The sequence below is a fragment of the Ignavibacteriales bacterium genome, from assembly GCA_016709155.1.
Lineage (GTDB): Bacteria > Bacteroidota > Ignavibacteria > Ignavibacteriales > Ignavibacteriaceae > JADJEI01.
In genome coordinates this window covers 194,478-209,401 of record JADJEI010000006.1, presented here as the reverse complement: position 1 = coordinate 209,401, position 14,924 = coordinate 194,478, and the positions used below count along the sequence as shown (strand labels likewise).

Annotated in this window: 14 protein-coding genes and 1 pseudogene; 7 read left to right on the top strand and 8 right to left on the bottom strand. The window is 35.0% G+C overall.

All coding sequences use genetic code 11. The features are described from left to right. Positions 1-206: 206 nt before the first annotated feature. The 3 genes from IPH11_11490 to IPH11_11480 all read right to left on the bottom strand — a co-directional run bounded on the left by IPH11_11490 (position 207) and on the right by IPH11_11480 (position 2,873). On the bottom strand, positions 207-1,148 hold the full coding sequence (locus tag IPH11_11490) for an OmpA family protein (protein MBK6914229.1): 942 nt from the start codon (positions 1,146-1,148) through the stop codon (positions 207-209). After that, on the bottom strand, positions 1,067-1,642 hold the full coding sequence (locus tag IPH11_11485; GenBank protein ID MBK6914228.1) for a hypothetical protein: 576 nt from the start codon (positions 1,640-1,642) through the stop codon (positions 1,067-1,069). Before IPH11_11485 ends, IPH11_11490 begins: the two co-directional genes overlap by 82 nt. Positions 1,643-1,781: 139 nt before the next feature. Beyond that, on the bottom strand, positions 1,782-2,873 hold the full coding sequence (locus IPH11_11480; GenBank protein ID MBK6914227.1) for an OmpA family protein: 1,092 nt from the start codon (positions 2,871-2,873) through the stop codon (positions 1,782-1,784). A 325-nt stretch (positions 2,874-3,198) separates the two neighbouring features. Here IPH11_11480 and IPH11_11475 point away from each other — a divergent pair, with 325 nt between their 5' ends. Beyond that, a complete protein-coding gene (locus IPH11_11475; GenBank protein MBK6914226.1) occupies positions 3,199-3,498 on the top strand; it encodes a hypothetical protein in 300 nt (99 codons plus the stop codon). A 332-nt stretch (positions 3,499-3,830) separates the two neighbouring features. Here the strand turns inward: IPH11_11475 and IPH11_11470 are convergent, their stop codons facing one another. The 4 genes from IPH11_11470 to IPH11_11455 form a co-directional block, all read right to left on the bottom strand. After that, the gene (locus tag IPH11_11470; GenBank protein ID MBK6914225.1) at positions 3,831-5,465 is read right to left on the bottom strand and encodes a T9SS type A sorting domain-containing protein; all 1,635 of its coding nucleotides are present in this window, start codon (positions 5,463-5,465) and stop codon (positions 3,831-3,833) included. 81 nt (positions 5,466-5,546) lie between these two features. After that, complete coding sequence (locus IPH11_11465; GenBank protein ID MBK6914224.1) at positions 5,547-6,908, bottom strand: TonB-dependent receptor; 1,362 nt, start codon at positions 6,906-6,908, stop codon at positions 5,547-5,549. Then, positions 6,892-7,704, bottom strand: coding sequence for a Plug domain-containing protein (locus IPH11_11460; protein ID MBK6914223.1), 813 nt, complete (start codon positions 7,702-7,704; stop codon positions 6,892-6,894). Before IPH11_11460 ends, IPH11_11465 begins: the two co-directional genes overlap by 17 nt. A 126-nt stretch (positions 7,705-7,830) precedes the next feature. After that, on the bottom strand, positions 7,831-8,388 hold the full coding sequence (locus IPH11_11455) for a hypothetical protein (GenBank protein ID MBK6914222.1): 558 nt from the start codon (positions 8,386-8,388) through the stop codon (positions 7,831-7,833). A gap of 119 nt (positions 8,389-8,507) precedes the next feature. Here IPH11_11455 and IPH11_11450 point away from each other — a divergent pair, with 119 nt between their 5' ends. Then, positions 8,508-9,500 (top strand): NAD(P)-dependent oxidoreductase, encoded by a 993-nt coding sequence (locus IPH11_11450; GenBank protein MBK6914221.1) that lies wholly within the window; start codon positions 8,508-8,510, stop codon positions 9,498-9,500. A gap of 6 nt (positions 9,501-9,506) precedes the next feature. Here IPH11_11450 and IPH11_11445 read toward each other — a convergent pair whose 3' ends face one another. Then, positions 9,507-9,911, bottom strand: coding sequence for a hypothetical protein (locus IPH11_11445; protein ID MBK6914220.1), 405 nt, complete (start codon positions 9,909-9,911; stop codon positions 9,507-9,509). A gap of 575 nt (positions 9,912-10,486) precedes the next feature. Here IPH11_11445 and IPH11_11440 point away from each other — a divergent pair. The 5 genes and pseudogenes from IPH11_11440 to IPH11_11420 all read left to right on the top strand — a co-directional run bounded on the left by IPH11_11440 (position 10,487) and on the right by IPH11_11420 (position 14,923). Beyond that, complete coding sequence (locus IPH11_11440) at positions 10,487-10,810, top strand: RNA-binding protein (protein ID MBK6914219.1); 324 nt, start codon at positions 10,487-10,489, stop codon at positions 10,808-10,810. A gap of 145 nt (positions 10,811-10,955) precedes the next feature. Then, positions 10,956-12,250: pseudogene (locus IPH11_11435) on the top strand (MFS transporter). A gap of 29 nt (positions 12,251-12,279) precedes the next feature. After that, on the top strand, positions 12,280-13,011 hold the full coding sequence (locus IPH11_11430) for a hypothetical protein (GenBank protein ID MBK6914218.1): 732 nt from the start codon (positions 12,280-12,282) through the stop codon (positions 13,009-13,011). 156 nt (positions 13,012-13,167) lie between these two features. After that, entirely contained in the window at positions 13,168-13,419 is a 252-nt protein-coding gene (locus tag IPH11_11425; GenBank protein MBK6914217.1) for an RNA-binding protein, read from the top strand. A gap of 469 nt (positions 13,420-13,888) precedes the next feature. Next, positions 13,889-14,923 carry a hypothetical protein gene (locus IPH11_11420; protein ID MBK6914216.1) on the top strand — a complete coding sequence of 345 codons (1,035 nt, stop codon included), beginning with the start codon at positions 13,889-13,891 and terminating at the stop codon, positions 14,921-14,923. Position 14,924 lies beyond the last annotated feature (1 nt).

The following is a 14,924-nucleotide window of genomic DNA, read 5'->3' as shown; positions in this document are numbered from 1 at the left end:
TTCATTAATTATGCCGGATCAAATATTTCGATTTTAATATAAAAACAGGTGTTGTTCATGTTGGTAGGAAAATTTTACAGGCAATTCTTATTCAATTGGATAATATTGACCGCTTAAGCTAATTTATATTGCAATTTTTGTCAAGTAGTTTTATCAAGTGCTTATATTAAAAGATTTAAGTATAAGTATCTGATATTAAACTATAATTACTGCTCTCTAACGATAAGAATTCTTCTGTTACGCTGCCGTCCAAATTCGGTTGTATTATTAGCTATCGGAAATTTATCGCCCATACCAAATATTTCAAATTTTGAACCATCAATTCCCTTTGAGATAAAATATTGAAGAATAGCTTCCGCCTGTTTTGTTGATTTTATTCTTATTGATTGTTCGCTTCCTTTGCTATCTACATGACCTTCAATCCGCCAGTTAGCTTCAGGGTAATTTCTTAAGATTTCTACAACGCGATCTAATTCTTCAAAAGCTGAAGGCAACACAGATGTATTTTCGCTTCCAAAAATCAAATCCCCTTCAAGAAGTATTTGCTTGATATCTTCATTTTTATTTGTCACCGGAGCAGAGTCAGGACACCCATCTTCGTCTTCAAAATTATTAAATGTTTCAGGAGAATCGGGACATTGGTCGACAATATCTAAAATCCCATCGTTATCATTATCTTCATCCGGGCAACCATCTGTATCCTGAAAATAATCCTTATCCTCAGCTTCATTTGGACATAAGTCAATTGCATCGGCAATTTTATCGCCATCATTATCAAGATCAGGGCACCCATCTTCATCTTGAAATCCATCGGAGTCTTCAGCATCATTTGGGCAGGCATCTTTTAGGTCTGGAATTTTATCTCCATCATTGTCAAGATCAGGGCAGCCATCCTCGTCCTGGAATCCATCAATATCTTCAGGCTGCTCGGAACATAAATCAATTTTATTCAGAATTCCATCACTATCCGAATCCTCGTTTCCAAAAATATTGTATGATAAGCCTATATTGAACATAGTATAAAAGTCATTACTTGAACCAGCCTCAATATCATCTAAATTATCTGTTACCGGATTAAACAATTTAACATCAACGTTCGCCGAAAATTTATCACTAATAAAAACTTTAATCCCCGCAACACCAAACATGTTAAAAAATTCTTTGTCGTAATTCTTTTTCGATTGTTGAGCAAAGCTTCTCCTTCAGTATCCCTTGGGGTAAAAACGTTATAAGCCACGCCAACTCCCGCAAATGGGAAAATATATTCACTAACTTGATACGAATAAAAAGAGGAAAAACTTGTGCTAAATATTGGAGTAACAAATTCATTTGGAATTGTTTGTGTGCCTTGATTTGACGAGATACTGTTTCTATCGTCTTCGCCTCTGACCTGAAACTTATTTGTTGTTAATTCTAAGCCAATGATATGATTGCTATTTAAAGGAAGGAAATATTCGACACCTAAATTAAACCCTGTGCCTGTACTGCTATTATGATAGTCAGTTGAAGGCAGTGTGATCAATCCGCCGGCAGTAATATTGAAATTTCCCCAATACGGATTTGATGAAGCAGTCTGAGCGAATATCGGATTCGATAAAACTAATAATACAACTGAAACGAAAAGAATTTTTTTTACACTCATCACTAATTTCTTTTAATTGTTGTACTAAAATATCACTATAAAGTATTTGAATGCAAATGTTGATTTAGGGGAAATTAGAATTGTCAAAAAAAAGAGAGGGCTGTAAAATTACAACCCTCGTAACATTCAAGGGAAAGTTTTATTTCGAAAGAATTATAAACTCAACTCTTCTGTTAAATGCTCTGTTTATTGCAGTATCATTCTCCCTTACATTCTTCGTCTCACCATAGCTTTCTTTGCTGATTCGAGCAGCACTTATTCCATTGGAAGTAAGGTAAGAATAAACCGCATCTACCCGTTTATAGGATAAAATTTTATTGTCATCATTTGTGCCATAACTATCGGTATGTCCGGTGATTAATATTTTTATATCGGGATTTTCTTGCAGCACTTGAACTGCATGTTCAAGAATTGGATAAGACTCCGGACTGAATGAGAATTTATCAAACTCAAAATGAACTCCAAATAAAGCTGGCTCTTTAATATAAACAGTGTCTTTTATGACTTTGATTATTTCTGTTGGAGGGGTTTGACTAACAACCGGAATTTCTCTAATTATTTCACGAACGCCTTCCGGGCATTTATCACAAAGCTCTGAAGGTTCTCCTTTCAAGAAATACCACATTATACCGGCATTCAATTTCATATAAGTATCACCGTTGCCTCCGAGCAAACCTTTTGTGTTTTCATTCTGTCTATCATTGCCATCAATTTTATTATTTGATGCCGTGATATATTCGGCTTCAGTATTAAAACTAAAATCATCAGATAGTTTCCATTCAACACCCATTCCTAAATTCATTTGATAACCCCAGAAGTTCGCATCCATAGTAGTTGTGTAAGAATTATCGGAAGTGAAATTTGTAATTCCCAATCCAAATGCAAAAAAGGGAGTGGCAGTCTCGCAGGGCATAAAATTGTAAATCACATCTAAGTTGCCGGCGAGGTGATTAAGGTTTTGGGTATTTAACCCGCCGAGGTCGTCGTAGTAATTTGATGTCATATAAGTGTAGTTACCGCTGAGCCGCAATGCGAGGTGCTCGGTAAACATCCTCCTTAATGCGATATATCCGCCAAAGTTAGTATTAGCAGAATAACCAGTCCCGGATACACTTATAAAACGCGGGTAAGTACCGCCAAACTCGACTGCCCAACTTGTCTTACTCAATTGAGCAAAAGTTGGTAAGTTTATTAGAAATATTAGTGTAAAAAAGAAATATAGCTTTTTCAATTAGCCTCCTTAATATTATTTTTTTTAGAGAATTTTTATCAAATAGATGGAATGACACATACATTGAACAAAGTAGAAAAATAACTATGAGAATATAGCAAAGATTATTTCATTTTAATATTTTATTAAATCTGATTTAGATAAATTTAATCGAAAATTAACATTTGATTTTCTGTAAAAGATGAATGCATTTTATTTTGCGTGATGCGACTGACAAGTCCTCTTAATAATTGTAACGAGTTAATTCTGAAAACTCATCTCATTATCAAATTGCAAGACGGATGTGGAAAGATTTGAAAATTCTCTGTAAAACTGAACTTATGTGATGTCAACTACGGTGAATGTCAAATTCTACTTTTTCCCGCCATTTTGGCTTTCCAACTTTGGAAATATGACCATGAACGTTCAAAGTTCTATTTCCGATTTTGGAAATGCCACTATGAAGCTTCAAAGTCCTATTTCCAACTTTGAAAGTACCACCTTGAAGCTTCAAAGCCCTATTTCTAACTTTGGAAGTGCCGCCATGAAGCTTCAGAGCCCTATTTCCAACTTTGGAAGTGCCATCATGAAACTTCAGAGCGCCATTTCCAACTTTGGAAGTACAGCCATGAAAAATCTGAGTTAAACTGTAATATTCTCCAGTAAACTTTTTAATCGCTGTCCTAAGTTATTTTAGTTGTTGGGAAGTTGAATTATTAAGTCATCTTACGCAGGTGAGTATAAAACCTCCAAGGTTTTGTAAATAGCATCTTCCTGAGGCTGTTTGTTAGTGTTTAATTGAAAATATTTTCATAAACCAATTCATCGAAACCTCGGAGATTTGCCGTTTTGCGTAACGCGAGTTATTAAGTCACCTTACGCAAAGTTTACATTTATGTCATTCTGAGGCAATGCCATCAGCATGACAAATGTGTGAGGTAACTTATTAATTTGAGATTTGCTGAATAAGCATACGCTCTATTTAATTAGAATCATCCCATGAGATTCGGTGAAGTCTTTGGTTTGAATCGAATAAATATAAACTCCGCTTGATAAATTAGAGGCGTCAAATATTTTTTCATATTTCCCGGCGTTCAATTCTTCATTCACCAAAGTCTGAACAAGATTACCCAGCGCATCAAATATACGAAGGGTGGTGAAACTTTTTGTTGGAAGATTAAAACTAATTGTAGTTGCCGGGTTAAAGGGGTTGGGGTAGTTCTGTAATAGTGAAAATTGTGTGGGTGAAATTATAGTATTCTGATTTTCAACATTTACAGTTGTAAAACTTATCGGCGCTGTCCAAAGTTGATAAATGCCGCTTGAATTATCCATCCAAGCAGGAAAAATAAATTTACCATTAGCAGTAAGTCCAATGTTGTCGCCTTGGTATCCAGCGCCTAATCCGCCAATAGGCTGCGGCATAAAATTATGATCCGAAACTTCATAGTCAATCCATGTATCCCCACCATTAGTTGAGCGAGATAGAAAAACTCCAGCCGAATCAGAGGTTGTCTTGCGATCGTCATAATAAAGAATATTAATGGCTCCTGTATGATCAATATGAAGAGCAGGGAAGTATTGAATTTTATGATTGTTCAAAGCATCCTGATTCACTCTAATTCCTGATGACCAGGTACTGCCGCCATCAGTAGAACGATTTAAGATAATATCCGGATCAGTTCCTGCAGGAGCTAAATTTATTTGAGTAGTAACAATATAAAGCCAGCCGTTTCTTTGTCCGGCTGTTGTATCTATTCCAATTCGCGGCAGACCGTTCACACGAATATTCGCCTTGTCGCTTAACACGCCGCTAATGCCGTTCATATTAATTTTATTATCATCGGAGTTCCAGGTGATTCCGCCGTCGGTAGAAGTCGCAAATCCGATTTTGATTTCAGTAAAAGGTGATACATCTTGTACCCCTGCCCAGCAAGCATACAACTTGCCGCTTTGGTCAATCGTAAGATCTGCTCCATTTGAGCGAAGAGTTGGGTTATTGATTTGTTTAGGTGTAATCCAACTTTCAGCGCCATTGTCGGAATATGTGAACATAATAGGGTAGGGTGGTGTAAATCTTGTCCATGCTGCATAAACTCTTCCATTAAAAGTGCTGCCTGAAAATGCATCCGTTGTCAATACCGCTTTATATTCATTTTCATTTTGACTGATGGTTACAGAGTTAGACCAAGTAATTCCGTTATCAGTTGAATAGTGGGAATACAAACCATAAAAGGGTGCTCTACCCACCCTGGTGACTATAAATCTTCCCTTCTCAGTAATTGTTATTCCCGGTTCACCCCCATGGAAAAAAATATTTCCTCCATTAAGTGTATCTTTACCATACCAGCTTGTCCCTCCATTCGTTGTTGTATAGACTCCTTCTCCGATGAAGAATGGGTTAGGCGTAAATGTGTTGGCAGATGAAAATAGAATATCAGGATTATTTGGATGCACGGTAATAAAAACTTCACTTTGTGTTACAGTACTTGGATGAATACGATAGTTTTCTGATATTGATAAAGCCCCATCCTGTCTGAAATTGTATTGGGCAAATGCTACATAATCAAAAACAAAAAAGCTTAATAAAAAGAAATAATAAATTATTTTCATCGGTCTTCCTAAAAATGAATAAATGAATCAGCCGGAAAATTTGTTGAATTAACCGGCTGACAAAAAATAAAAAATTCCTAACTAAAGTCTATAACTAACATTCAGACTGCCATAAAAGGTTTGTGGCTCGCCTGCTTCATAAAATCTTCCATTGGTTGAATTAATATTTATGAATCCAACATAGGTTCTATCAAAAATATTATTCATTCCAACTGAAAGTAATAAATTTAAGTTATTTAAAACAATGTCAGAACCAATACTTGCACCAACAATATTATAGTCGGAAGTCTTTTCGGAATTTTGATCATTCACGTACATTCCACTTACGTGATTGTAAGTTGCCCTGACAAAAGCAGAAATTTCATTTGTTAGAAAATGTCGGTATGCTAACGCACTGAAAATATTGTGCTTTGGTACACTTGGAGAAACATTTCCACCAAAATCTTGAATAGATGTAATAATATTATTGAGTGAATTAAGATCAATTACTTCGGCGGAGTAACTGTCATAAGAAAAATCCGAATATGTATAGGATAGTTTCATATTTAATCCGCTTAAAATTTCTGCCTCACCACCGAGTTCGATACCCAGCCGATTTGTTGTTGCAGAATTTCGAAAGAATACATCACCAAAGATTTCAAATGGGACAATTTCATCTTCAATTTTAGTATTGAAAAATGTTGCTTCGAAATTAATATTCCGGAAAAATTGAGAATCAAAAGAAATAATATTTCCTTTTATGCCAACTTCAAAGTTTTTAGATTTTTGAGGTTGAAGATCCGGATTTAGTAATTTCCCGGGATCAGAACTTAGCGGGAAATTATCAAGCTCATTGCCTGCAGGACTATCGAAGCTTAGCCCATAAGAAGTATAAACTGCAATGGAGGGTGTAAGCTTAAAATTGAATGCAGCTTTGGGTGTAAATGCTTCAAATCGGCGATTTGAATTTTGCGCAGCAAGTTGTTGGTTCTTATTATCGAATATTACATTATCATATCTTCCCGAAACCAAAAGTGAAAATTGATCGGGCAGAATTTCAAAATTATTTTGCGCGTAGAAACCAACATTGCTTATAGATTCATCGCTAAGAAAATTTAAGATATCATCTTTCTGTCCGTTAACAGTGTTGTATTCTTCAATCGGTCCGGTTTGGTAGAATAAGTCATTGCCAATTGAGAATTCATTTTTTCTTTCGCCAACTTTAGCTCTAAAAATATATCTCGCAGTACTTCCTAATCCGTATCTATTAAATACTCTGTAAGATTTTGAAACTCGCTCAAAATATTTTATTGTTCCATAAGTTGTTAATTCAAATTGATGATTCTTTTCATCATCAAAATAATTATTGAATCGTAAACCAATTCGTCCTTTCTTTGTGACACGCCTGAAATCAAAATCAATTTCACGCTCGGCAGATTGGTAGGGGTCAAGCCAAAAATTCATCTTGCGTCAACGAGCCGGGTAATTTTATTATACCGTTTGCGAAATAACCAAGTATCTGCAAATTCGTTTTTTTGCCAAGATTTGTTTCAAGCACAGTATTAAGAATGTGCCAGTAATCCTGACTATGCGCTCTGTAACCTTCATAGTTGTGATAATTATAATTTACCATAAGTTTATAACCATCTCCTTTAACTCCCGCTTTGATTCCGTTTTGTCTCATACCAAAAGAACCAAATTCGTTAAAACTTTTGATAAATGAATTATCAAAGTTTATATCATTAATGAAATTAATAACCCCACCCGGCGCATTGGTATAAAGCGAGGATAAGTTTCCCTTAACTACTTCTATGCTTCCAAGCGCATTGAAATCAATGGCTTCGACCCTGGTTTGCCCATCAGGTTCCGATTCAGGAATGCCATCAAGTAAAATTCTAATCCCGCGAATACCTGTGTTAGATCGGCTTCCAAATCCTCTGATTGATATTCGAACATCATGGTTTCCATACCGCGATTGCATGAAAACACCGGGAATTGAAATCAATACATCGTTAATTGATACTTTTCTATCAAACTGAAATTGATAATTATTAATACGGTAAACAGGGTAGGGGATGTCAATTATTTTTTGTTCCACTCTTGTTCCAGTTACAACCACTTCATCAGTCTGATATTTAATTGTGTCGGCATAAGTTGTTTTAATTTTTTGTTCTGAATCACCGGTTTGACAATAGGCTTTTGTTCCCAAAGTTAGTGAGATAAATAAGAGAATCAGAACTGTAAACGTTATCTTAAACATTTTTTTCTCTTTCCTTTTTTAAAAATGATTTAAAACTGCAATGCTGAATTAAATACAATATTCTTAGCGAGAACAATTATTTAACTTTCGCTAAACGACATGCAGTTAAAATTATGTATAAAATATTTAGGAGAAAATGTTCTCTGGCGGGGGGGTTATAACATTTAGAAATGGAGTTAATTCGCTTTCACTTGCCGCCGGGAATAAGTATCCCAGAGCAAAAAGTATTGAACGACAATTAGCCGGCTGAGCTATCCAGTCCGACAGTGATAATAAATTTATTTTATGAGTATTAGACTCAAGTGACCTGGTCTCTTTTCCATTTTGAAAATGAACTTCGAAAGAAGTCTCGAGGAGATCTTCTTTCTTATCGGCAAAACAATAATAAATCACTCTGTCGCCGGCGGTTTCTTTTTTGACAATGTCATACATATTGCCATTATATCGGAATTCTTTTTCGTGAATCCAGTGCAAACCTTCAATCCCGGAATTAATTTCTTCAAGTGAGAATGAAAATTTAACAACAGGAAAATCTATCATTTCGCTTCTTATTAATTCTTTAGTTACTTTTTTTATAAGAAAGGAAGCAGGAGTGTAAATTAATATGAACCCGCCAGAATGGTAAATTAGAAGCGAAGTTAAAAGCAAGACAATTATTTTTTTTATTCTGATGTGTTCGTACATTTTAGATATTGTTCGTAAATCTCTATGAAAATTTAATTAAAAGATTTATAAATCACTATTGCATAGTAAAGTTATTTACGTGAATTTTAGACATCTAAAATTGAAGGATTAATTATTTTATTATGAATAAACCAATTGCAATCGTAACAGGAGCGACGGGATTTGTCGGAAGTCATCTCGTTGATTTATTATTATCCAGGGATTTTGAAGTCAGGTGTATAACCCGAAAGTCAAGTAATCTGAAATGGTTAAAAGAAAAAAATGTTAGAATTTATGATTGCGGCTTGAATGATGAATCCAAACTCAGAAAAGCATTTGTTGGTGCTAATTATATTTTTCATGTGGCAGGCGTCGTAAAATCTAAAACAACTGCAGGCTATTTTCAAGGAAATGTTGAAACAACAAAAACTTTGCTCGAGACTGCGCTAAAATTCAAATCTACAATTAAGAAATTTGTAATTGTCAGCAGCCTAACTGCAGTTGGTCCTTCAAAGAATGAAAAAGCAGTTGACGAAACTTCACCTTGCAATCCAATTACCACTTACGGAAAGAGTAAACTTGCTGAGGAGGAGGTGGCAAAGGTTTTTATGGATGTGCTTCCCATTACTATTTGCCGCGCACCAGCAGTTTATGGTGAAAGAGATACTGAGATTTTAATCTACTTCAAAACTTTCAGCAAAGGATTAACAACAATTGTAGGTTTCGATAACAAACTTGTCAGCCTTATTCATGTTTCCGACCTGGTTGAGGGATTATACCTTGCTGCTGTCTCAGAAAAATCCGTCGGTGAGATTTATTTTATCTCATCAGAAAAATTTTATACATGGAAAGAGGTAGGTGAAGTCACTTCTAAAACCCTTGCTAGAAAACCAATCAAATTAATCGTTCCTCATTTTATTGTTTTTGGAATTGCAGCATTTGCCCAATTCTTTTCAATGTTCAGCAGCAAACCTGCAACTTTAAATATCGAGAAAGCAAAGGATTTGACTCAGCACGCATGGATTTGTGATACTTCAAAAGCTATGAGAGATTTTGGTTACAGTCAGAAAATTTCAATTGAGGAGGGAATTAAACGCACGTGCAAATGGTATTTGCAGGAAGATTGGATATAAATAAGTTTAATTATTTAATGCACCTTCTTTTATCCAAGTTCTTACCCCTTCAATTTGATCGGGAGTTAAGTATGGAAAACCTACAGGCGGCATGACAGGGAATCCGGACCTCAATTCAATAGTCCACACAAGCACACTTTGATCGGGATCATACGGAAAGATTATCCGTGTGGAACTTGTAGCTTCAGCCCACGTTAGCAAACTTAAACCACCGGCTCTGTATTCATCATGACAGCCGGCGTTAGCGCACTTAACACTAAAAATCGGCTGGATATATTTTGAATAACTAACGCTCGAATCGGGTATTACAACATTATCCAAATCCTGTACAGTGATAGTATCTTTGCAGCCGCTTAATACTGCAAGTGATGAGAAAATCGAAATTAATATAACAGATAGAAATATTTTCATTTAATTTTTAATTTAAAATATAGTAGAGAACTCAATCAAGCAATACATAAATTAAAGTTCAATTAAGAATTGACAGAACAAAATAATAATCATATTTTTGAATAGTTCTTTTCCATAATTTAGTTTTGGGGCTATAGCTCAGCTGGGAGAGCGTCCCGATGGCATTCAGAAGGTCAGCGGTTCGATCCCGCTTAGCTCCACAAAAAATTGATGATTATGATAACTCAGGGGTGATAAGTCTAAATATGTAAGAGAGCGCCCCGATAGAAGCGGGAAGGTTAGCGGTTCGATCCCGCTTAGCTCCACGAAAATATCTATTAAATTTTAATTATGTAAAAATGATTTAATTCCATCCATTTGCCCACTTTATTCATTCAGATCGCAAAAGTTTTTTAAGCATCGGTAACAAGAATAAGATTTGTTTAGGAATAGTATTTCTACTATTTTGCAATTGCCTGCTTAAAAATTTGAATTCATACCTAAATATTCATTCTAGTTTTTATCCACAGGAGGAAGAAGCATTGCATTGGTGCTTTGTTAATTAATTATTTAAAATTTTTTAGGAGTTTATTAGTATGAATATCTTCGTTGGAAATCTGGCAAGTGATGTTAAAGAAGAAGATTTAACAAACTTGTTTTCAGAGTTTGGTCAAGTCAAGGAAGTAAAAATTATCCGGGACTTATTTACACAGCAGTCAAAAGGATTCGGCTTTGTTGAAATGCCGGGTTTAGCTGATGCTCAAAAAGCTATCAACAGTTTAAATACAAAAGATGTCAAAGGTAAAAAAATTACCGTAAACGAAGCTCGCCCAAGACGTGATGATAACAAAAGAAGACCTGGCGGCGGCGGCGGAGGCAGATCAAGCGGCTCCGGCGGCTCAAGCAGACGTCGTTTCTAATAACATTTTCTATAAATCCGGTTTGAATTTATTCGACTTAAAATAATTCAAATCGGATTTTTTTTGTTTCTAAAATTTCATTTCTACATTTTTGCCCAACCTTTTTAAATTTTAATTCTCGCAATAACTTTTATATAGGAGTTTTATGACTTCGGAAGCTAATAAAAAGAAAAACTGGTTATCCGCCTTTCCTAAGAATTACTGGGTTGTAATCATAATGGAGTTTTTTGAGCGCGGTTCTTACTACGGTGTTATGTCTGTACTTTCAGTTTATTTAGTTCTAAACACAAAAGATGGCGGACTTGGTTTTACCAAAGAAAGTGTTGGAGTAATTAAAAGTACAATTCAACCTCTCCTTTATTTCCTTCCAATCCTTTCTGGTGCAATTGCAGACAGGTTCGGCTATAGAAAAACTCTTTTCTTTGCATTTGCGGCTCTTAGTCTCGGTTACTTTCTCACAAGTTTATTTACCGGATATACCTTAGTTTTTTTAAGTCTAATTATGATGGCACTCGGTGCAGGATTTTTTAAACCGGTAATTTCAGGAACAATTGCCCGTACAACGGATGAGTCAAACTCCACCCTTGGTTTTGGAATCTATTATTGGTCAATCAATCTTGGCGCATTCATTTTTCCGCTTATACTTATCCCTATTTTAAAAGACATTTCCTGGTCATATATTTTTATAATGGCATCAGTCGGTACCGGATCAATGCTTCTGCTCAATCTTTTGATGTATAAAGAACCCGAGCGTCCAGCAAGTTCCAAGTCAATTTTCGATGTGTTAAAAGGTGCGGTTCTTGTTCTAAAAGATTTCAGATTCATTCTAATGATAGTTATTTATTCGGGTTTTTGGATTCTGTATTTTCAGATGTTTGATACAGTACTTTGGTACTTTACGGATTATGTGGATATGACGCCAATAAATAATTTAGTGAACGGACTGCTGTCAGTTTTTATAGCAAATCCAAATTGGAAATTTGATGCCGAGCATGTAACTGTAATCAATGCAGGGACTATAATACTCCTTCAGATTTTTGTCTCCAATATTGTTAAAAATAAAAAGCACTGCCAACTATGATAGCCGGCATCGGGCTTGGTACAGTAGGGATGGGGATACTTGCAATATCAACTCATCCACTGGTATTTATGCTTGGGATAATTATTTTTTCAATTGGTGAAATGACAGCGCATCCAAAGTTTATCAGTTATGTGGGACTCATCGCACCGGAAGATAAAAAAGCTCTCTATCTTGGTTATTCATTTCTTTATGGTGTTATCGGCAGCGGTATTGGCGGAATACTCGGTGCAAATCTTTACGTCTATTTTGTTGACACATTAAAACAGCCGGGAACTCTCTGGTTTATTTTTTCGATGATTGGAGTTTTGACTATCATTGGTTTATTACTCTTCAATAAATATTTAGCACCGAAAAAATAACTTTCTGAATTTTTGCAGTTAGTTTATAAATGAACAAAAAAGAAAATAGGATCAGTCAAAAGTCTCCATTAAGCTTATCTATGCTTTTACGAAGTATAGACTTTTTTAGATTCTCAACGTGGTCGTTGATATTTTCAAATCTTTCAGTGATATTTATTGCGCTTATTGATGACATAACTGCTGCAGATGTTTTATGGATTTACTGGGGACAAAGCGTAATTATTGGAGTATTTAATTTTATTAATATTATTTCCCTAAAAGAATTTTCAACCGAAGGATTCAAGCAAGGAGGGGAGCAAGCTCAGTCAACAAAAAGAGTAAAGATTTCTACTGCTGTGTTCTTCCTTTTTCATTATGGATTTTTTCATTTTATTTATGCTATGTTCATTGGCGGTTTTTACTCTATGAATCAACAAGACTCATCAAACACTGGTTCAAACTTCGTACTTTATTCTGGAGTAATATTTTTCGTTAGTTATTTAATTGAATTTATCTCCTCACGAACTAAACCTTCGGATGAAATACCCAATATCGGCAAACTAATGTTTGCGCCATACGCCCGGATTATTCCGATGCATATGACCATCATACTCGGTGGATTTGCAACAACGTTTGGTGATATATTTTCAACCGATACAAATTTTTTCATCATAGTTTTATTTGTAATGATTAAAACATCAGTTGACCTGATCACACACTCAATCAATTTTTCAGGAATAATTAAAGCGAAAAAGACTGGAAACACTAATGAAGTTGTATGATGAATTCCTGTATTGATACATCGAATCAAAGACAGCGGGTCAAATTTATTTGACTATTAACGCATAATTAATTTGGTTATGTCAATGAATGGACTTAGCTTTGTCTGTCCCAATAGTTGGGGCTTTTTATTTATTAATTTTTTTAGAGGTTCTTTCGTGAGTACTAAATTATTTGTGGGATCACTCCCTTGGTCAGTTGATGACAACACTTTACAAACAACTTTTGAAACACATGGTAACGTTGTTTCAGCAAAAGTAGTTAAAGACCGTGACACCGGCAGATCCAGAGGTTTTGGATTTGTTGAAATGGAGAATTCCTCAGAAGCAGAAAATGCTATAAAAGCATTGAATAATTCTGAATTAAAAGGAAGAAATATCGTAGTTAATGAAGCTAAAGCAAGAAGCTAAGATTCGATTCTAAGTTATTTTCTGAAAAAGGTGTCCAATTAGGACACCTTTTTGTTTTGGAATATCATAACTTAAAATCACTTTACTATATAAAATTTCGCATGCCGAGTTTCCTATTAAGCTTTCGAGGTATGTATCTCATTCATCCAAGTCTTAGCAACGATCATAGGTGCCTCAATCTTTATAACTAATTTTGTTATTGATCATCTATATTCAAATTGTGGAAGTCTTTGTTGCGGTTTAGTGCATTGTAATCAATAGCTGACTCTTAATATAAAGTTACAAATAAAAATTTTGACACAAATTCTATGAGATTGAATAATTAGTGCCAATATAAATTATTATATTAGAGTATATCGTCTTTCGCAATATTGAAAAAAAAGAAAACTTCACTGAAAACTATTCACAAGATTGGTCTATGAAAGCAAAAGTTTAACAAAATTATCATTTCATTGAAATAAAAAACATCATGAAAAAAAACTCAATAAATTTTATAAATGAAAGAAAGAACAGGAAGTCAAAAATTTACCTTCTACTAATCCTTTCCCTTGTAACATTTCCTCTTATAAGCTGCTCGGAAATAACAGCTCCTGCGGATGTATTTCCACCGGATTCTCCAAAAAACTTTATTCTTTTAGGTGGAGGTGATGGGCAGGTACATTTCCGCTGGGAAAAAAACACTGAGATTGATATCCAGGCTTATCAGTTATATCGCTCTATTAATAACATTGACTCATTTAAATTACTTGCAAGTTTAAATCAAACCGAATTCTTAGATCGCTTTTTGGAATATGATTCGACATATTATTATTACCTCACCGCAATAGATTTTGCAGGTAATGAAAGTTTGCCTACTAATATTATAGATATTCAACCGCTTAATCTTTCAGCGCCACAGCCGCCAAGCAGATTATTAGTACAGGGATATAACAATTCTTTGCTCGGAGCATTGGAGGTAGGAATAAGCTGGATCCCGCCTGATATAGGTGACCTTAAAAACTATATGATTTATCGGGGTTTAGATTCCTCTTTTGTCCCTGATGTTTTAAGCTTCCTTGATTCTACGGACATCGCAATTTATGTGGATAAATCTGTTCAGATAAATCAGAGATATTATTATAAAATTACAGCAGTAGATAAAGGTTTTAAAATAAGCCTGCCAAGTAAGGCTGGAACTGATATAATATTATCAAGCCCAATTTTAGTCAGCCCTGCAAATAATTCACGATTTGGTGACCCTCGTACTTTTAAGTTTGAAGCAGTGAGTAACGCTGTCAATTATGAAGTCTTTGTTGGCAACGGACCTTTTTCCGATGTTTTCTGGTCTTCGGGTAAAATAACAAATACTGAAATCAGCTATAACGGAGCGGCGCTAGAATCTTCCAGGGTGTATTACTGGTGGGTGGGTGTTTACAGTAAAGATAAAAACAAATTTGAAGATGGAACAGAGCTTCCTGCTCAAGTAAATTCATACAGTTTGGTAAATAATTTTTTTGCCGAATAAA

What these genes read in the sequence shown, in the direction of transcription:
- IPH11_11420 (MBK6914216.1), top strand. Translation starts at nt 13,889, where the DNA reads ATGAAAAAAAACTCAATAAATTTTATAAATGAAAGAAAGAACAGGAAG.
- IPH11_11440 (MBK6914219.1), top strand. Translation starts at nt 10,487, where the DNA reads ATGAATATCTTCGTTGGAAATCTGGCAAGTGATGTTAAAGAAGAAGAT.
- IPH11_11430 (MBK6914218.1), top strand. Translation starts at nt 12,280, where the DNA reads ATGAACAAAAAAGAAAATAGGATCAGTCAAAAGTCTCCATTAAGCTTA.
- IPH11_11445 (MBK6914220.1), bottom strand. Translation starts at nt 9,911, where the DNA reads ATGAAAATATTTCTATCTGTTATATTAATTTCGATTTTCTCATCACTT.
- IPH11_11470 (MBK6914225.1), bottom strand. Translation starts at nt 5,465, where the DNA reads ATGAAAATAATTTATTATTTCTTTTTATTAAGCTTTTTTGTTTTTGAT.
- IPH11_11455 (MBK6914222.1), bottom strand. Translation starts at nt 8,388, where the DNA reads ATGTACGAACACATCAGAATAAAAAAAATAATTGTCTTGCTTTTAACT.
- IPH11_11485 (MBK6914228.1), bottom strand. Translation starts at nt 1,642, where the DNA reads ATGAGTGTAAAAAAAATTCTTTTCGTTTCAGTTGTATTATTAGTTTTA.
- IPH11_11475 (MBK6914226.1), top strand. Translation starts at nt 3,199, where the DNA reads ATGTCAACTACGGTGAATGTCAAATTCTACTTTTTCCCGCCATTTTGG.
- IPH11_11460 (MBK6914223.1), bottom strand. Translation starts at nt 7,704, where the DNA reads ATGTTTAAGATAACGTTTACAGTTCTGATTCTCTTATTTATCTCACTA.
- IPH11_11490 (MBK6914229.1), bottom strand. Translation starts at nt 1,148, where the DNA reads ATGTTTGGTGTTGCGGGGATTAAAGTTTTTATTAGTGATAAATTTTCG.
- IPH11_11465 (MBK6914224.1), bottom strand. Translation starts at nt 6,908, where the DNA reads ATGAATTTTTGGCTTGACCCCTACCAATCTGCCGAGCGTGAAATTGAT.